Origin of the sequence: Pseudomonas sp. R84, assembly GCF_009834515.1 — a bacterium.
Classification (GTDB): Bacteria; Pseudomonadota; Gammaproteobacteria; order Pseudomonadales; family Pseudomonadaceae; genus Aquipseudomonas.
The window spans coordinates 946,550-964,107 of the sequence record NZ_CP019426.1 but is presented as its reverse complement, the minus strand read 5'-3'; the positions used below and the strand labels follow the sequence as shown (position 1 = coordinate 964,107).

The following is a 17,558-nucleotide window of genomic DNA, read 5'->3' as shown; positions in this document are numbered from 1 at the left end:
AAGCGAAGGGAATTCGGGAAACGCTATAGTATTTTCGGTCAGCTCATACTACGGTCGAACCACTCCTGATACATGGGAATGGATAAAACGAAACTGGGGGGCATGACATGGGCGGACGAACTCCAGGCTCTGACGGCCAACCTGGCATTACACCTGGAACATTACCTTCAAGCCCTCCCTCAACGTTCAGCTCTCATGATCATAGCTTCACTCTACAAATGATCATGGAGCTTCAGAAAAGCAGTGGCGCGATAGAAACTCAGTTGAAAGCCCTCCGTGATCAGCTGAACAAAATCGAGGACCGTCACAGCAAAGCAGACGAGAAAACCGACTCCAAAATAGACAAGCTTGATGATTCATTGAGGGGTGTTCAGAACAAAATTTCGGTTCTGTCCAAGGTGGCTGTGATTCTCTTTGCTATTGCCGTAATGGTAGGTGGCGTGGCTTGGACTGTTACCCAAGATGCGTTCAAAGACATTACCAAAACAGCTATTAACTCGGCTCTTGCGAGCTCAGTTAAAACCTCTCCGGCCCTACCGTCGCAAGCTTCCGAGGCCGGCCAGGTTAAGTGATTTCTCTAAATCGGGCTGTGTCGGATTAACGCTCACGAACCAATTTCCGCACGTAATCCTGGCACGCCTGCAGTGCGATCAATCCCCGGTCGCCGGTGTCGGTGATGGCGATAATTCTTTGAGCATGCGTTGGGTCAAGTCGGGCTCGTACGGCTGCATGATCCACGCCGCCGGCGCCGGTGGCTTTTGGCACGTCACAGCCACCGGCTGAGTCCGCGCCGATGAGGACTGACAGCCGCAGATCAGCAGTGGCAAGGCGATCGCGCATGCGATCTTGGTCACGTTGTGCATCGCTCAATTTCCTGTAATGGGTTTGCTCACTGGCCGCCAGTCGCTGCTCGAGCGCCAGGCGCTTGTCCTGCTCGGCCTTCTGCGCCTCGGCGCTGGCCGCGGCAAGCTGATTCAGCGTCTCGCCGTTGAGCCTGGCCTGCTCGGAGAGCTGCCGGTCATAGCGCCAGTCCTGGAACTGCCAAGCGCTGCCGAATCCAGCGAGCACCAGCACCAACACACCGACCAGTTTCCAAGGCAACGCCATCACGGCACATCCTTGAAGAAGACGTGACCACCCAACTTCAGCGTCTGCTTCGCCTTCGCCGACCAGGCCGGCGCCTTGATGCTGGTGGCGTAATAGTGCGTGGCACCGCCAGTGGGATCCGGTACCGCGCCATCGACCACCTTGTCAGCAGCGATACGGCACTGCGCCAGTTCGCGGAACGGGATCTGCTTCACGCCGATCAGGAACTGGTAGTTCGCGTCGGTCTTATTCCAGCAACTGAACTGGTACGGCTTTTGGCAGACGCCGGCGTAGCCCTCGCCCCACCACGACTTTTCCTTACCATCGAACACGCGGTTGCGGATCGTCCAGGCGACGGCGATCTGGCCGCCCGTTCCCTCGCCGCGAGCCTCGCCCCACAGCGTGCGCGCAAGGATGTCTCGGTCTTTCTCGGTTACTGGCATCACTTTTCTCCAGGCAAAAAAATCCCGCTCGATGGCGGGTTGTGTGTTGTTCAGGCAGTTCTATTCGGGGGTTGATTTCAACTGCTCGATTTCGGCCTTTAGCGTTTTGATAGCCGATACCAAGTAGGGGATCAGGCCTGTGTAATTCACGCGCCAGATGTCCTGCTCGCTTCCCGAAGCCGCAGGAGTAACCAACAGCGGCGTCACCTCATAGAGCTCCTGAGCGATGACCCCAACCTCGTGGTGCGGGTATTCGGTGGAGTCAAGGAAGTCCCGGCGGTCGAACTCGACCGGGCGGATTTGCAGAATTCGATCAAGGCCATCGAGAATTTCAACATCGTTTGTCTTCAGCCGTCGGTCCGATCCCTGGCTTACCGTCCCCGGAACGTTCAAGTTGCCCGCATACGTGTAGGTCATAGTGGGGCCGGTGGCGGTGTTGTTGAGGTTCACGGAGCGCCAGCTAAAGCCCCCTGTTCCACCGCCCTGATTGCAAACCCAGTCACCGGACCCCACCAAACCGCCAGCACCAGTATTCCAAAGCTGATAGAGGCCCTGTCCTGCACCCACATTCGTTGTTCCGCTTGTGCGAACGAAGGCGGTGGCGGAAAGACCCGTTATATCGCTGTTATTGCCTTTGAGCGCCCTCGCGGTTACTTGCGCTTGAAGCTTGCCGATCGCCACCAGAACCGTGTCGGTAGCGGCGACCACCGCTGCGGTAGCTGTGCTCAAACCAGTCAAGACCGACTGTAGGACGCGGGACCCCGTGAAATACTTGTTGGTGTCCCCCTCCGGCAAGCCATTGGTATCCGACAGATCAAGTGCGGAGCGAGCGCCGGGCTTGTCCGTTGCCCCCGTGCCGCCCTTTGATAACGGCAGAATGTCGTAATTGCCTGTGGTGCCGAGCGCAGCCAATTGCTCGCCGTAAGTGTTGATGATCGAGCGCACCTGGTCAGCGAGATCCTTCTGGTATCCCTGCACCGGCACGATGGAGTAGAAGCCGCCTGCCGCTGTCGGCCCCTCATAATCCGGCGAGATCGACAGAGCCGTGTTGCTGGCAATGTTGGTGACTTCGTACCATCGACCGTCAGGTCCACGAAAGCCATCACCGACCCGGCTGTTGGCAATGAAGGCCGTGCCCGTGCCGATCACCGCATTGGAATTTTGGGTGACAGAGACCGTTCCCGTTTTGTACCAGGGCATTGTGTATCTCCAGAAAAGTTTAAGTGTCAGGCCAACAATTTTGCGCAAAGGAACGGTCGATGGCCTTGATCAGTCCAGGCGGTGTTAGCGAGGCTGTACATCAGAATTCGACCATTCACATAATCGACTCCAAGCGCGCAACCTCCGCCGGTACCGTCGTTGTGGCAGTTCATCGTGAAAGGGTTGAGTGAAAGGTATTCGCCGACTCCGAGAGATTTGTTGATTCCCCAAATATATCTACGGCCCGTCACCAATACCTCACTGCCGAGGTAGGTCCAGTTACCGGCAGCGAAAGTAACCACCACCGCTGGCGCACCGCTGTCGTAAATAAGTGCAGCGCTTTCATCCCAAAGGCGCATCCCGTAGGCGGCTGTACCCATAGAGGCCCATGCGGCGACGAAATACTGGCCGCTTAGAGTCGAATTCACATTCGACGCCTTCATCGTAAACCCCGTCCAATTGCCAGGCCCGCCAGTGAACCAGACCGAAATCGGTACCTGTACAGGCCCGCCTTGATCGGGCCTTATGAATACAATCGGTGGGTCCTGACTAGTCACTGCTCTCGCGAAAACGCCTGACGCATTGCTAACCCCGGAATAGGATCCTCTGGTCAAAACGCACAGCCGTGGAGCTTCCGCATCGATCTGAACAAACGAACTGTCATTGATGCTTTGAAATCCAAAGGTCATATTGAGAACCTGATTGCGTATCCCTTCGCTACAACAGTGGAGCCAATGGTCGTAGCACTCGCCGAAGGATTTTTCTTCAGCACTACAACTTGACCCGACGAGGTTGTAACAAAGGGGTAAGACTTTGAATTTCCATTGCCATCAGCCTCTGACGACTGCACGTCCTGTGCCCTCGTCGGGATGATCATGAACACGCAATTGGCAGGGTTGAATCCGGGGATCGAGATTGTGTAGCTGGGCACGGTCCCACTGAAATCAATCACGCCCTGCCAGATCACCTGATAGGTGAAGCTGTTGGTATCCATGGCGAGCTGGCCGCTCTCGTTAAAGACACGCAGTCCAAATAGCGCCATTGATTACCCCAGATAGCCGAGACGAACACGCAACACGTTGTTGGCGTCGTAGACCGAGACGTTCAGCGAATTGATCACCAAGCGACCCTGCCCTGGAACGATGCCGTTAATTTCGAGCGTGCCGTCTTTGTTCAGGATCCAGCCTTGCTGGCCGGCGATGTAGTTGGTGGAGCTGATATAGCTACCGATCTTCGCGTTGGTGATCGTTCCGTCCTGGATGAACGCCGAGTTCATGAACACCTGTCCGCCCTGCACTGCAAACGGCACCGCGATCGCGCCGCCGGCAATGGTGTTGACGATGGCGAACCGGTCCGCGCTCACAAGGAACTGGCTTTGCAGCCCGGCACCGGTGTTCTCGATCCCGAGCCCGATACCTGCGGCGACGTACTGCCCATTCGCCGTGACCTGCATCTTCACTGACCACATCGTATTCAGCTTGCCGGCCGTGTCCGCGTAGGCATTCGACGTCTGCTGAATGGCCGCCGAGTTGTCGGCAACTGAAACATTCAGCTGATCAATCTTCGTCGCGGTCGCCGATTCGTTCGTGGCTACCACCTCTTCAAGCTCGGTGATGTTGGCCTCGTTCGCGGCGATTTTCGCGTCAAACGTTGTGATGCGCCGAGCGGTTGCCTCGTTTTCAGAGGCCCTGACCTTGCTTTCAGAAGCGATTGCCGCCGTACTGGTCCAGCCCTTGATGGCGTCCGCGAGATCGCCAGCCCCATCATCGTCCCGATAGGAGGCGCGAAGGGCTTCGAAAGCCGTGGCCTGAGCGGTGATCTCTCCGTCGAGCTCGATAATCTCGGTGGTGTTGGTCGCTACCTGCTGGGCGAGGCCGTTGGCCGTTTCCACTGTTTGCCCAACATCGAGCCAGTAGAGCGGGTTCGGCGGTGGGGTTTCGGCCGGTACCGGGCCGGTGGCCTGATAGATCCGCTTGCCCTGTACCACCAGGTCATATTCGACGTAGGTAGCTTCCGGGTCGTACCCCTTGAGCCCGTCGAGCGCGTCGATCTGCTCCTGCAGCCCTGGGATCAGATCTATTTTGTCGACGATGTCCTGCCCGAGCTCGGTCTCTCCGATCTGCCCTTTGATCAGTTCAAGGATAGGACCGGCGTTGGAGCTGGCCTGCCCCATCACGCCAATCCCTTCTGGGTACCACGGACCGACGTTGCCGGTACGATCCACCAGCCGCGCCCAGAAGAAGAACGTGGCGCCCGCCAGCAAGCTTTGCATGCTGTAGTCGCTCTGCGGGTAGGCCAAATCAGCAAGCTTCGTCGCAGCCTCTCGAGACGGCGAGGGGCCATACCAGATCTCGGTGCGCTGGGTGTCTTCTGCGCCAGCGGGGAAACCCCACTTGAGTTCGATCCCGAACAACAAAGATGTCGCAGTCAGGTGCGTGACCGCCGGCGGCAAGCCGGTTTTACCCAGCAGATCCGTCAGCACCGAGTTGGTCGGCACCGACGAGACATTCATGGCGCTGACCGCACGAACTCGCGCCAGGTACTGCCCTGAATAGATCCCGCGAACATCGACCATCAGCTCACCGGTACGAGGCACCTTGATCCACTCCCGCGCGCCCCACCGCCATTCAACGTCATAACCAACAGCGCCGGGCGCAGCGTCCCAGGCGATGGACATGCTGGTCACGGCAATGCCTTGTTCGATTACTACGTTCTGGCTAATCAGCACCCGAGCCGGTGCCGCCTGTGTGCCGATAGGAATACCGGTGATTGGCCGGACATCAACCACGGCGCCGAAGTCGATAGCGTTAAACTTGCTCGGCTCGTGCTGAATCATCTCGAGCTGGAACTGGTGCCACTCGGGGCGCGTCACGTTGCGCACGTAGAACTGCATCAGCTTCAGGTCGTCGTAATCTAGCGCCCATCCGCATTCGGCTACTGGCGCTTCGCTGTAGTCCGCCATGACAGTGATTGCCCGGCCGACTGCAGACCGGACTACTCGAGATTCCGATTTGCCACTTGGCAGGTTTACGAGGAGTCGAGCGCCTGCCGGAACCGGAGTGTCCCGGTCAAGCGTAATGACCCGGCCAGCGACCGCCGAGATACGCCCGCCATTCGCACGCCCGGCCAACGACGGATCGGCTATAGCGATAACTTGGCCAGGTTTGGGAATTTGCCCATCCAACCCCACGCGCATGGTGGCACCGCGTGTTTGCAACTGTTCGGTCAACAGTGCCCACTGGCCGGCACGCTGAGCCTGCCCCAGCGATGTGCAGCCGATGGCATCGACTGAGAGCTCGCGCACCATGCCCAGCTCGGTCATGGCTTCGTCATCAAATACCGGCTCCTTGTCGGTCTCAAAACCTTGGTCCGGATTGTCCCAGGAGACCATGGCCAGCGTATGACGATCCCGTGCGCGAGTGCCCTCGTATTTGATTTCACCGTTGTTCAGGATCTGAGCAGGACTGTACGTGTAGACCGGATCGCCAGGTATGTCGGCATTGACGACGATCTGGCTACCATCCCAATAGGCCATGCCGTGAAAGATCGAGGCAAGATCCTGCAGCACTGCGTAGGCCTCTGCCTGCTTCTGGAAATACAGGTTGCAGGTGAACCGCGGAACCTGACCGCCCTTGCCGTCCGGCACCATCTGGTCGCAGTACTGGGCAATTCGGTACAACGACCAGCGATCAACCATCGTGGCGTCGATGCGCTCGCCTAGGCCGTAATACGGATGCAGCACCAGGTCGTAAAAGATCCACGCCGGGTTGTTGGTGTAAGCCTCCTTGAAGGTGCCGTCCCAAACACCGTTACTGGTACCGGGCCCGCCAGTGGAATAGGTGCGGGTCTCGGCGTTGTAGTTGGCCGGTACCCGAATAATGCGGCCGCGCATCAGGGCCGCGACCTTGGCGATATCGCCGCCGAATTGCTGGGCGTCATACTCGAGGCAACCCACGGCGGTCAGCGGGTATTCCTGATCGCTGTCGACAACCTCGGCAATGGCCTCGACCAGCATCCCGTCTTGCACCAACGAGCTGTTCGCCTCTGGCGTCAGGCGCCGGGCGCGGATCGTCCAGCGGCTGCCGACGGGTAAGTCGATCCGATGCGATCGCTCGTACTTGGTGACGTTTTTCCGGTCAACAAACGAACTCAGGGCTTGCAGATATGAGCCGCTGTCCGTGGAGATCTCAACGACATATTCGATTCGAACGCCATTGATGTTGCCCTTGGCATCCTGGCTCTGCAGTTGTGGCCAAGCAAAGCGGATCCGCACCGCATCGATTTGCGAATTGGTGATGCTGTGCAGCCAGGGGCTGGTGCTGCGCAGCTCCTGGTTGACCTGAATTTCATTGCTGGCTTCCGAGATGCCCTCAAGCCGGGACTGGTTCAGCTCTCCGGTGCGAAACTGCCATTTCACACCCGGGTAGTTGAGCGTGCCGTCTTCGGCCTGCACCGGAGTACCATCGAGCTTGATTGAGCGCAGTCCGTTAACAGGGCCAACGATTGGCCCCCAGCTCCAGAGATACACGATGCGCGCGGTAGCAATCGACGGCACGCTATTGGTGGCGATGCTAGGCTGCTTTTGCTTGGCCTGCCCGCCCTTGCTACCAGTGACAGAGCGGCGCTTTATCGGTACCGCGCACGAAGCCTTCTTTGCTGCTGCGCTCATGCGCCCTCCAGAATAAAAAACCCGCCGAGGCGGGTTGAGTGGTGGCCAAAAAGCCCGATGTTCTTTTGCTAAAAATTAGTGTTTATTAATCTGCCGTACGGAAAGCTTTTGAAAATTTTTCAAGGAGATAAGTAATGACTGAATTTCACATCGACCCAGCAAATGATGATGGTTCACCTGATCAATCCCCGGGCATAACTACTTGGTGCGTGATGCGACTAGGAGTGAAAATTGCGTCCACTTCAAGCCCCGACTTAGCCAAAAGAATGGTGGCCTTTTTTTTGAAGCTATTAGAAGACGGGATAGTCATCGACACGACAAATCCAATCGTCGCTGTTTTTAAAAACGGGGATCTATCAGCAGAGGTGTTCTTCGATCACGCAGAGTTATTCATGATTGGTGAGAAACAGTGGAAACGCCACGTACAATCGGGTCACACCCTTTCTAAAGCTGCAAAACAGGGAATTCAAAGCGGTAATAAAAATAAATAGCTCTATCGAAAAAGCAGATTCCCCCAGGGTACGGAAAAAACTTTAAACATTGTCTTGGGTGTAGATGCCACCGGACTCGATAGCCCCACCTATCTCTCGCTCGCCGTAGAGCAACGGATAGGGGTTGCCTTGGGCGATGGTAGTCACCGCGCCGCCGAAACCGTAACTGGGGTTATTGCCGTCTTCGTTGCGGTCGCTGGTGTTGGCCTTGGTGGTGGGTGAAAGAATCTGTACCACACCACCCAATCCGACAGCCGCGCCGGTGGCCAGCAACCCCATGCCCAACGCCGAGGTGGTACCGCCGGTGAATAAGCCCGCCACGATCAGCGCCACGCCCAGCAGCGTTTGAAACATGCCCGCCTGCTTGCTGCCCTGGATGATCGGCATGATGCGAATGTCGCCGGCGCCGGTGTCTTTCATGCCCAGTTCTTCCGGGGCGATATTGCGCTCGTCGACGAATACAGCGAAGACCAGACCCCGCTCTTCTGCGGTGCGCATGAACTGCTCAAAGCCTGGCTTCAGGTTGCATAGCGCGCTTGTGGCATCCAGCACGCCATTGATATCAAGGACGTACTCGCGCCCGAAACGCTTACCCAGAACACCGCCGAGTTTGATGGTGCGCTTCATGGTCGGTAATCCTTGTGGCGGAGAATCAGCTTTACCCGGTTGGCCATCGACCAACCGTAAATTTCACGGCTGGCAAGTCGCCCGGGCATATGGTGGTAAATGAACGGCCCGGCACCACCGAGAGTGGCAGCGGGTTCGCTCACCAGTGCAGGTTCGTCGCCCAGATAGATCACTGCGTGATTGGGGTGGAAGCAGTTGCGACCCGGCGTTGGGATCTGCAGCACCAGCATGTCGCCGCGCCGCGCCTCGCTCACCTGATAAAAGCCCGTGGCTTTGAAGTTGTCCTCATAAAGGCTCGGCCCGGCTTCGTCTTCCCACCACAGATCCTGTCGCTCGAAGTTTGGCAACTGCAGCCCCACCTCGCGTGCGTACCAGTCGCGGCACGCTGCCCAGCAATCGAGCAGGCCGTGGGAGAAATCGCGGCCCAACAGCGGAGCCTGAAATCCCGAAGGTTTGAACCATTCGAACTCGCCGCCGGGACACCCGACGATGCCCCACGGCAATTCGTGCAACTCACAACTGACGCGATCGGCCATGCTCGGCGCGGGCGACTTGTCAGGGTGGCTGTGAATGATCGCCAGCACCTCGCCGCGATCCTCTGCGGCAGCCTGATCTCGCTCACAGATTTGGAAGTTTTCGCGATCTGTCTTTGCCCGGTTGGCGCACGCCACGTACTCGCGGCCGGCGGCGGTGTTGATCAGGAGGCCACAGGCTTCAGCCGGGTACGACTGTTCCGCGTGGGCGCGAATCGCGTCCTGCAGCTGTCTGTTAATGCGCATGGATTACCTCGAACTGGTGATCAGGCTCGCGCCCATTGAGCCGCCGAACCGGCGAGTGTTGCCGCGCAGCTTGCAGCTGCTCCACCAACCGCCACAGCGATCAAGCGCTGGGTTGTCGGTGGGTTCGTTCTTCTTGGTGAACATCGCGCCGCCCATGTAGGCGCAGGCCTCGCCCCGATAGCCGCCACGACAGGCCCACCGGCAGAGTTTTGTGATCTGTTGGGACGGCAGCTGCTGCCCCTCCATGTCCGTCGGACTCGACAACGAGAACACCACCGCGGCGCGGGTTTCTTCAGTCTTCTGCTCGATGTACCAGAGGTTGACCTTGCTCTGATCGTTGGCGTCCGGGTTGCCTTCTGGAAAGTTTGCGGCGTCGAGGAAATGCCGGAACGTTTCGATGACTCGAACTTTGGCGCCAGCAAGGTCACGGAACTGCAAGCACAGCGCTGTGATGGCTCCAGGTACGCCATCCAACTCATTGACCACCTGCAGCGTTGGAGATGCCGGCCGACCATCGCCCCGGATATCGAACCCCTTCGCAGTGATTTGGATCGGGGAGTAAACCCGCCCCTGCCAAATGATGTCGCCCTCCTGGGCATGGCCATGGAAGCGCCAGATATTTGCGCCCAGGCGCGTGGCATCCAGCTCGAACAGCCGGATCTGATTGCCCGGCTCGAGCTTCTGAATATCGGTGTTGTAATTCATAGGGCTCCAGAAACAACAAACCCCGCACTTGGCGGGGTCGGTGATCGCATTCGATCAGGGGGTGTAGACCTGCTTGAACGAGAATGTCAGCGTGAACAAGCCGGGGCCGACGGATTTGGGCTTGTATCCGTTGCACCGGTATCTTCCTCGGGCACCGCCTGGCGGAGTCCAAAGGAAAGATTTGTAGCCTTCGTGCCGATCGAGGAACGCCCAGATCAGCGGCAGCTCCTCTCCTTGCTCCATCGACCCGGTGTGCATGAGGTTCCAAACCTGGCTTTTCGTGTTGATCCCGATTCCGCCAGCCTGAACGTAACCGTCGCCGAATTCGTTCTCCCAGGTGCGCTGGGAGATATCGCCATCGGCGCCAACCTCAACGTCGTAGATAAATTCCTCGGCCATCAGACCCTCCTCCAGAGTCGCCCGCCTTGGCCCATCTCCCGATCGAGGAACCGACCGAACTGCGCTTCCAGACCGGCGCTGATGGATTCACCCTGCATCTGCGCCTGTTGATCCGTCATGCCCGGCTGGGCCTGCACGCTGACAGGGGCGCTAAACGCGATCTGTATATTGCCGCCTTGCGCCGGCTGGCCAGCGCCAACCAATGCCGCTCGCCCATTGCCAGACGACTCCAGACTACCTACACCGATCTGCGCTTGTGGCTCAGAACCGCCCAGCTTGTTGTCGATCCTCGACAGCATGGCATCGAGTTTCGCGCTGGTATGAGCGGTCGTTACTCGCTCGCCTTTTTGCAGAAACCAGCTGCCGTCCTCGGGCACCGAGTCGATACCGTCGTGCGCCATACCCGCCAGCGCAGTCATGCCCACAGCCGAGGCCAGAGGGCCGGTAACGGCCATCGCGGTTGCCATTGCCGCCGGCGCCGCTGCTGGGCCGATGATCGGAATAGCCGCGGTAGATGCGAAGGCGTTGAGGCCCGCCGTTAATGACATGGCTTGAGCGTTCGCCCCCATCGCGCCGGCGGCGCTCGCCTGAGTGGACTTGCCCACCAGCAGTTGCACACCTTGGTAAATCAGCCACTGTGCCGCCATGTCGCCCAAAGCCTTCAGCATCGACTTGGCGAAGTTGCCAATCATGTCGCCCAGCGCGTCACCGGCATCCTCTCCGCCGCTGGCCACATCCGAGAAGAACGTACCCAACCCACCGGTCGCCTCGCTCAACGCAGTGTTGGTGACGTCAGCAGCCTGCGCCGAGTAGTCCCGCGCGGCATCGGCGTAATTGGCCCAGGCTTCGTTTACGCCATCCATCCAGTTTGTTTGCTGCTCATCCGTTGCAGCGTAAAAGTCCTGCTGGTATTGCAGCCGCTTGTCGTACTCACTTTGAAGGACCCCCGTTTCCTTGGCGTATAGCGGGTCTTCAAGCTGGCCAGTGTTGTGCTGCTCCTCAAGGTTGGCCACATCAGCGGCGTACTTCTGACGCAGTGCCAGGTCGGCCCGCATCCGGTCCCGCGCCTTGTCGCCCATGCCAACGCCGGCAAGCTCTTGGTCGAAGCCATCCTTCGTGGTTTGGGTAGTCAGCGCTTGGGCGTTCTTGAACGCCGTCAGCTTCAGATCGTCCTCGTTCGCCTTCTTCAGCTTGTTCAGCGCATCCAGCTCGGCGGCCATACCCATGAGCTTTTTCTTTTGCGCCTCGCTCAGCTTTCCAAGCTTCCCTTCTTGGAGTTCGAACGATAGCTTCTGAATCTCGGTAGCATCCTTCTGCTTGTTACCGGTGGTGTTGATCAGCTCAATCTGGCGCTTGTAACTCTCCTCAGCCGACTCGAAATCCTTGAGCTGTTTCTTCGTCGCTGACTCTGTTTCGCTGATGTTCTTCTTCAATGCCTTGGCTGCAGCATCGTCGGAGGCCTTCTGCGCGTCCTTGGCGGCTGCGGCCGAGCGAATCGCAACGGCCATCCCTTCAGTTAGATCTGTATTTTCAGAAATGAACCGGTTGGCAGCCTCAAGGGCTGTTTTGTCTTGTGCGGCACCTAGTTGTTTTTGCAACTGCTCAAGGTATTTCTGTCCAGCCTGATCAGCAGCAGCGATGGCGGCATTGTTCTTTCCGCGAGCTACGGTATTAGCATCTGTCTCCCCGGTAAGCCGAGCAAGAATTTCACGTTGCGCGTCCAGCGCCGCACTCAAATCGGTAACAGGTCCCTGGCTATTTCTGATGGAATCAGTCATCGAGGTCATGACGCCAGGGACCAGCCGAACCTGCTCAACCACCGCCAGCCAATCGACAACAATCCCCGCGGCCTGATCCTTTGACGCTTTGCGCACCAAATCTAGCGCACCCTGGACATCCGAGGGCAAGGGCGCCAGACCGGCCATTAGACCGTCGGCACCAGCTCCCCCCATATTTCGCAGGTCATTTTCAAACTTGTCGGCAATCGCCTCGGACATCTGACCGAGGTCGGACTGCATGTCCTCGACCTTCGACTTGAGCTGGTCGAGAGTGACAGACTGAGTTGCCCGATTCAGCTTCCCAAATCGCTCGATCAATTTATCAATCGGGTCTCCGAGATCCCCAAGCTTTTGCTCGAGAACGCTGGTGTTGTCCCGCAACGTGATGAAGGCGGTCGCCGCTCCGATGGCGAGCGATGCAATACCGAGCGGCCCTCCGAGAACCCCCATGATTACGCCGCCGGCTCTGCTCACCCCCGCCTGTGCGACCGCTACGGCGTTCGTAGCTCGCGCCTCAACCATCCGGGCTTCGGCCAACTGAATAGACATTTGCGTCTGAACTGCAGTACCGCGTGCGGCCAAGGCCTCCTTTTCAGCGAGAAACACCGAGGTCTGAGCTTTCTGCTGCTCGGCCTGTGCGGCGAGCAGAACAGCGGCAGCCTGGGCCTTGCGCGCAGCGGCATCCTTGAACGCTGAATACACAGCCACCGCGGCGGAGTCAGCGGAGGTCACTCCGTATCGGGTTAGGGCGGCAATCGCGGCGACAAGGGCCACATCGGCCAAGGTCTGGAAGTTATCGCCCAGAACGCTAATGCCACTGGCCAAAACTCCAGCAAAGTCAGTCGTTTCATTCAGGCGCCCCGCGTAAACGGTGAAGGCGTTCGACAGATTCTGCACCGCATCTCGCACCGCCACACTCATGCCATCAGCCAAAATCCCGTTGGCTTCGGCAGACTTCTGTAAGCCCTCGGTAAGCACATCCAGGCTGAGCTTGCCTTGGGCGCCAAGGCTACGTATTTCCTCGGTGGTCTTGCCGGTAGACTTCGCAATTGTGTCAACCACTGTCGGCATAGCTGCAAGGATCGATTGCCAGCCATCAGCTTCAACCTTGCCGGTTTGCAGCGCCTTCGAATAAGCATCGATGGCCGCACTGGCCTTGTCAGCTGATGCCGAGTTGGTCACCAACAGAAAACTGAAACTGTCCATCACATCCAGCGCTTGGCTGGTGTTGTAGCCCATCGACTTCAAACTGTCCGCTGTGCGGATGTAAAGCTCTTGAGCCTCGCTCAGTGGACGATAGGTGCGCTTGGCGGTCTCCAGCAGACGAGCCTGCACCTGGTCGTACTCGCCAACGCTGGTGGTGGCCATACCGATCCGGTCAGACATCTGTCCATACGAGTCGGCAGCTTCGATGATTTTCCCGACTGAGGCAGCGCCAACGGCGGCTGCCAGAGCACTCTTTATCAGGCCGGAAGCATGCACCGCCTGCTCGCCAGCACGGTCAAAAGCCCCATCAATACGCCCAAGGCTTTTATCTATCTTCCCAGACGCTTGGGCCACGCTGGAATCCGCACGCGCCATTTCCTGGCGGAGCTGCGCGGTGGTCGCCTCGATGCGGACCAGCATCCCTTGAACGTCTGTGTCTGCCATGCTTTTCTCCGCACAATAAAAAGCCCGCCGAAGCGGGCTGTACTTACTCATTCATTACCGAAGATTGATTTCGGCCTTGTAGTCGTTAACGCGGTCCTTGAAGTCCCGGGCCTCCTTGCTTTCGGTGAGGTCGCGACCCCACATAGCCGAATCCAAATAGCTTAAATAAGCAGAGTAGAGAGCCTTGATCCTTTCTCGCATAACGTCGCCCTCGGGATACTTATCGTATTCTGATTTGACGAGAGCCTTGATCTTGTCTCTGCTTTCAGTTGCACAGGCCTGAGCATCATCGCTAATTGTTTTTGATTGCTTTCCTTTTGCAGACGCAGCCATCTGTGACTTCAAACCACACAGGTAAACTTGGCCCCCCATCTCAGCGTCAATGGGTGCCACTTTCTTCTCTTCGGCCATTGCGGTTGCCACAACGAAAAACGCAAAAACACCGGCCGCAAAAGACAACTTCATACCGTTTACCTCCAAAATTAACTTAGGGAGGTTAGCAAAATAGGAAGTGAACTGCTGGCGTCACCCAACTTTCCTGCCAGTCAGCGCCTGCCGCAGTTTGTCAGCCACAGCAGAAGGCGATGGCTTGCCCTCCTTGGATTTCGTTTTGCCGCCGCCGAAGGGGTTGGTCATCTGTGCCCACTCGATCTTGGCGTCCATTGCCAGAAAGAGCTCAGGCATCGGCGTACGCCAGGCTAGATCGGGAGGCCAGCCCAGCCAGCCCGTGGCCACCGCGTAGAGCCGGTCAACATAGCTGCCGTCTTCTACGGCACTTACGCCGCCGGCTTGCCCTTTCCCGCGTCGGGGCCTTTCGGGTTGTACAGCGCCACCAGGTAAGCGTTCAGCTGCACCGACACTTCCAACACGCCGGTCTGCCAGACCTGCTCGGCGACCGCCTCGGCCTCCTTGCCTTTCAGGCCTGCGCCGCTGGCGATGATCACTGCGCAACCGTCGATGCTAAGGGCGTTGATTGCCTGAGAGGCGCCGCGCAATCCACCGAAGTGAGCCTCGATCGCCCGAACCGCACCAAGCGTGGGCAGGAGCGTGTACGTCTCGTCATCGAGCTTGATTTCGACGGTACCGTGAAGAGTCTTGCTCATGTTTCGAATCCTTTGGAGTCGGGGCCGAAGCCCCGCAGGTTAGGCAGCGGCAGCCGGGAGGATTTCCAGAATGTCGGAGTTGATGCCGATCGTGACGTTGCGGCGAACCACGTTGTCAGCGGCGCCGGCGGCGACGGTGTTGTTCATCACTTTGCCGCGCAGGTAGAACGTGGTCGGCAGCAGCGCCGGGGTAGCATCCGGATCGCCATCGTTCAGGGTGATCTTGATGTTGTAATCGCCCTTACTGCGATCCTTGTGCGCAACCTTCAGCTTCGCTTGGCCCAGATCGCCGTTGTCCAGACCTACGGTCAGAGTCAGGTCGCCGGCGTCAGCGGTGCCCTTGTACTTGCGCACGCGGCCATCGCGCAGAGAGGTGAAGGTCACGGAGCTGAACGTATCGCCGAACTCGCCAAGGTCTTCCACCTCGCCGATATCGACGTAGGTGTCTGCCTTGTAGAGTGCTTCGGTATCAGCACCGTTCTTGCTACCGATGCCGATCCGGCAGCCGGCGGCTGTGTTGAGGTTGTCTTCGGCCATGGGGGTTCCTCCAAAGGCACATTGGATAAAGCCGCGGTGCGGCCGGGTGTGGGTTTTAGTGGGTGGTTATAACGCGGACCGTGATCGATCCCTGGTACGTGACGCCGTCAGCATCACGCTGGGCGTCGGCTTGTTCGACCCGAACCGATACAGCGCGGCCGACGGCCAATGGCAGGCGGCGCTCATCAAGGGCTGCTACAACTTCGCCGAGGATGCGCTTCACCTCGGCCTGACCGTGGGCATCCGACCACACCGACAGGTAGATCAGACGCTGTTCACGCTTGCGGCCGGCGATTGGCGTGGTGTTGGTGGATATCTCCCGGTCAATCGAGACGTACGGCATATCTGTATCCATGGGCGCGCCGTCGTAGATCGGGCACGAGACCTCGGCCTCAAGCCGAGCGAACAGTGCTTCCTGCAGAGCAACAGACGGATCACTCATCGCTTGCTCCCACGCTGGCCTTGTGCAGCGTTCTGGCCACCGCGGCGCGGATGTTGGCCAATACGAATTCACGGTTCACGTCCTTCGCGGGACGCAACCAGGGATGAGCCGGCCGGGCCGGGATGTCCGGGTACTTACCGTAGAACGTGGAGCCGTCGGACTTGTTCTTCGTGTCCCGGGCGCGCAACGCATTCCGTCGACCAGACAGCTTTGATTTGTCGCGGTTGTTGGTGTGCTCACCGCCCACCGCGTTTTTATCAGCCCTTCGGTACAGGGTGCCGCTGTAACCCTTGGTGCCGTACTCAAGGAAGCGGAGGTAGAAGAAGCGCTGCGTGTCGCGCTTGCCCCGGATACCGATCTCGGCATTGAGGCCGCTCTTTGACACGAACACCTTCAGTGCAGCCGAGGCGGCGCCCGTATCCTTCGGTATCAGCTGCCTCATCGTTGCCAGGATCTGCTCAGCGCTTTCCTTCATCACGCCGACCAGCTCGTTATCCATCGTTGCGTGGATGTTGCGCAGCGTCCGGCGTAACTTGAAGTCGCCCGACATGCGGGATCGGCGAGCGGCCATGCCCTACTCCTTGGCCTTGGCGGCCTTTTCAGCGGGCGGGGCTGACTCGGTAACCGGTTCCACCAGTCCACGCGCGAGCAGATCGGCGGCGAGCTTGGCGTCGAGCTTGGCGTCGACCGTAAACTCTTCACCCTTCTCTCGATCGCCAGTAGCGCCAGACAAGGCGCCCAGTGCAATAACTCTCATAAATTCACCCTCAAGGGTTGGGGACGTTTGAGCAAAGCAGCCGGAGCATGCTGTGCTCGTTGTCAATCAGCGCAGCGCCGATCAGGTAGGTGGTGGTGATTCCTCTCGCCGTGTGCACGATGCGATTTCCTGCGACGGCATCGGCCCTTGGCCGGACGCGGATCTCGGCGGTAACCACAACCTTCAATTGCTCAGCCACCGGTGCAATGCGCCCAGTCGGCAGGGTTATCTCAGCCCACAGTTTTCCAACCTCAGTCCAGACGACATTGAAGCCACCAGAACCGTTCGGAGTGCGCACCTCTTTATGGATAGCGCACCGGTGACGCATTGGGCCTGCTCTCATCAGAAACGCTTCCTGGGCCAGAGAAGTCGGTCAACGGCCAGAGGAACAGCCGATGAGATAGTGCCGATCACCACGGCCTCGCGGTTGGCGTACCAGTGACCAACGAGCAGCAGTACCGCCTGCTCGACATCCGGAGTGAACGCCATTTGCTCAGGACCGGTCGGCGCCGATTCGACGAGCTCACGATCACAGTGCATGGCCACGTGCGCTTTTGCGGCCTCGAGGTAACCGGTGATGAGCGAATCCTCGTCGTCGCCGTCTACTCGCAGGTGGAGCTTCACGCGTGCCAGATCGATCATTTACTTGTTCTCTTTCGGGGCCGTTGCCTTCGATTGCTTGGGCGCGGAAGTCTTCGTCTTGCCATCACCGTCGACTTCCTCCGCCAGCCCCTTGCCAATCAAGGTATGGCCGTATTCATCATCGACTTCGTCGAACACCTGGCCAGCCCTCACCGAACTCGAGTCGGCACCCAGCAACGTCGCGTTTCCCGCGAATCCCCACAATGCTTTGATTTTCATATTGCCTCCTGAAACGAAAAGGCCGGCACAA

23 protein-coding genes are annotated in these 17,558 nt (G+C 58.5%); 2 read left to right on the top strand and 21 right to left on the bottom strand.

The genetic code is table 11. The features are described 5' to 3' along the window. Positions 1-107: 107 nt before the first annotated feature. The gene (locus PspR84_RS04275) at positions 108-572 is read left to right on the top strand and encodes a hypothetical protein (protein WP_160055755.1); all 465 of its coding nucleotides are present in this window, start codon (positions 108-110) and stop codon (positions 570-572) included. Between the two features lie 25 nt (positions 573-597). Here the strand turns inward: PspR84_RS04275 and PspR84_RS04270 are convergent, their stop codons facing one another. The 6 genes from PspR84_RS04270 to PspR84_RS04245 all read right to left on the bottom strand — a co-directional run bounded on the left by PspR84_RS04270 (position 598) and on the right by PspR84_RS04245 (position 7,398). After that, positions 598-1,107: a lysis system i-spanin subunit Rz gene (locus PspR84_RS04270; RefSeq protein ID WP_160055753.1), complete on the bottom strand. Its 510-nt coding sequence runs from the start codon at positions 1,105-1,107 to the stop codon at positions 598-600. Beyond that, complete coding sequence (locus PspR84_RS04265; protein ID WP_160055751.1) at positions 1,107-1,529, bottom strand: cell wall hydrolase; 423 nt, start codon at positions 1,527-1,529, stop codon at positions 1,107-1,109. The genes PspR84_RS04270 and PspR84_RS04265 overlap by 1 nt, the downstream gene beginning before the upstream one ends. Positions 1,530-1,589: 60 nt before the next feature. Then, a complete protein-coding gene (locus tag PspR84_RS04260) occupies positions 1,590-2,729 on the bottom strand; it encodes a tail fiber domain-containing protein (RefSeq protein ID WP_160055749.1) in 1,140 nt (379 codons plus the stop codon). 26 nt (positions 2,730-2,755) lie between these two features. Beyond that, a complete protein-coding gene (locus PspR84_RS29575) occupies positions 2,756-3,172 on the bottom strand; it encodes a hypothetical protein (protein ID WP_238785218.1) in 417 nt (138 codons plus the stop codon). A 242-nt stretch (positions 3,173-3,414) separates the two neighbouring features. Next, positions 3,415-3,771 carry a hypothetical protein gene (locus tag PspR84_RS04250; protein WP_160055745.1) on the bottom strand — a complete coding sequence of 119 codons (357 nt, stop codon included), beginning with the start codon at positions 3,769-3,771 and terminating at the stop codon, positions 3,415-3,417. Between the two features lie 3 nt (positions 3,772-3,774). Continuing rightward, on the bottom strand, positions 3,775-7,398 hold the full coding sequence (locus PspR84_RS04245) for a phage tail protein (protein WP_160055743.1): 3,624 nt from the start codon (positions 7,396-7,398) through the stop codon (positions 3,775-3,777). 134 nt (positions 7,399-7,532) lie between these two features. Here PspR84_RS04245 and PspR84_RS04240 point away from each other — a divergent pair, with 134 nt between their 5' ends. Then, complete coding sequence (locus PspR84_RS04240; RefSeq protein WP_160055741.1) at positions 7,533-7,889, top strand: hypothetical protein; 357 nt, start codon at positions 7,533-7,535, stop codon at positions 7,887-7,889. Positions 7,890-7,931: 42 nt separating this feature from the next. Here PspR84_RS04240 and PspR84_RS04235 read toward each other — a convergent pair whose 3' ends face one another. From PspR84_RS04235 to PspR84_RS04165, 15 genes are read right to left on the bottom strand one after another with little or no spacing between them, the layout of a single operon-like run. Next, the gene (locus PspR84_RS04235) at positions 7,932-8,516 is read right to left on the bottom strand and encodes a tail assembly protein (RefSeq protein ID WP_160055739.1); all 585 of its coding nucleotides are present in this window, start codon (positions 8,514-8,516) and stop codon (positions 7,932-7,934) included. After that, positions 8,513-9,295: a Mov34/MPN/PAD-1 family protein gene (locus PspR84_RS04230; protein ID WP_160055737.1), complete on the bottom strand. Its 783-nt coding sequence runs from the start codon at positions 9,293-9,295 to the stop codon at positions 8,513-8,515. Before PspR84_RS04230 ends, PspR84_RS04235 begins: the two co-directional genes overlap by 4 nt. Before the next feature lie 3 nt (positions 9,296-9,298). Further along, a complete protein-coding gene (locus tag PspR84_RS04225; RefSeq protein WP_160055735.1) occupies positions 9,299-10,000 on the bottom strand; it encodes a phage minor tail protein L in 702 nt (233 codons plus the stop codon). A gap of 54 nt (positions 10,001-10,054) precedes the next feature. After that, entirely contained in the window at positions 10,055-10,399 is a 345-nt protein-coding gene (locus PspR84_RS04220) for a phage tail protein (protein ID WP_160055733.1), read from the bottom strand. Next, positions 10,399-13,827, bottom strand: a complete 3,429-nt coding sequence (locus PspR84_RS04215; RefSeq protein ID WP_160055731.1) for a tape measure protein — start codon at positions 13,825-13,827, stop codon at positions 10,399-10,401. The genes PspR84_RS04220 and PspR84_RS04215 overlap by 1 nt, the downstream gene beginning before the upstream one ends. 54 nt (positions 13,828-13,881) lie before the next feature. Next, a complete protein-coding gene (locus PspR84_RS04210) occupies positions 13,882-14,292 on the bottom strand; it encodes a hypothetical protein (RefSeq protein WP_160055729.1) in 411 nt (136 codons plus the stop codon). Positions 14,293-14,352: 60 nt separating this feature from the next. Then, on the bottom strand, positions 14,353-14,562 hold the full coding sequence (locus tag PspR84_RS04205; protein ID WP_160055727.1) for a hypothetical protein: 210 nt from the start codon (positions 14,560-14,562) through the stop codon (positions 14,353-14,355). Positions 14,563-14,603: 41 nt separating this feature from the next. Then, positions 14,604-14,930 carry a hypothetical protein gene (locus PspR84_RS04200; RefSeq protein ID WP_160055725.1) on the bottom strand — a complete coding sequence of 109 codons (327 nt, stop codon included), beginning with the start codon at positions 14,928-14,930 and terminating at the stop codon, positions 14,604-14,606. 39 nt (positions 14,931-14,969) lie between these two features. Beyond that, positions 14,970-15,467, bottom strand: coding sequence for a hypothetical protein (locus PspR84_RS04195; protein ID WP_127648850.1), 498 nt, complete (start codon positions 15,465-15,467; stop codon positions 14,970-14,972). A 55-nt stretch (positions 15,468-15,522) separates the two neighbouring features. Beyond that, complete coding sequence (locus PspR84_RS04190; RefSeq protein ID WP_160055723.1) at positions 15,523-15,909, bottom strand: DUF3168 domain-containing protein; 387 nt, start codon at positions 15,907-15,909, stop codon at positions 15,523-15,525. After that, positions 15,902-16,480, bottom strand: coding sequence for an HK97-gp10 family putative phage morphogenesis protein (locus PspR84_RS04185; RefSeq protein ID WP_160055721.1), 579 nt, complete (start codon positions 16,478-16,480; stop codon positions 15,902-15,904). The genes PspR84_RS04190 and PspR84_RS04185 overlap by 8 nt, the downstream gene beginning before the upstream one ends. 3 nt (positions 16,481-16,483) lie before the next feature. Further along, positions 16,484-16,666 (bottom strand): hypothetical protein, encoded by a 183-nt coding sequence (locus PspR84_RS04180; RefSeq protein ID WP_160055719.1) that lies wholly within the window; start codon positions 16,664-16,666, stop codon positions 16,484-16,486. A gap of 10 nt (positions 16,667-16,676) precedes the next feature. Next, positions 16,677-17,009, bottom strand: a complete 333-nt coding sequence (locus tag PspR84_RS04175) for a head-tail adaptor protein (protein ID WP_174244431.1) — start codon at positions 17,007-17,009, stop codon at positions 16,677-16,679. After that, positions 17,009-17,308: a head-tail connector protein gene (locus tag PspR84_RS04170; RefSeq protein WP_160055717.1), complete on the bottom strand. Its 300-nt coding sequence runs from the start codon at positions 17,306-17,308 to the stop codon at positions 17,009-17,011. The genes PspR84_RS04175 and PspR84_RS04170 overlap by 1 nt, the downstream gene beginning before the upstream one ends. Next, positions 17,309-17,527 (bottom strand): hypothetical protein, encoded by a 219-nt coding sequence (locus PspR84_RS04165; protein ID WP_160055715.1) that lies wholly within the window; start codon positions 17,525-17,527, stop codon positions 17,309-17,311. Positions 17,528-17,558 lie beyond the last annotated feature (31 nt).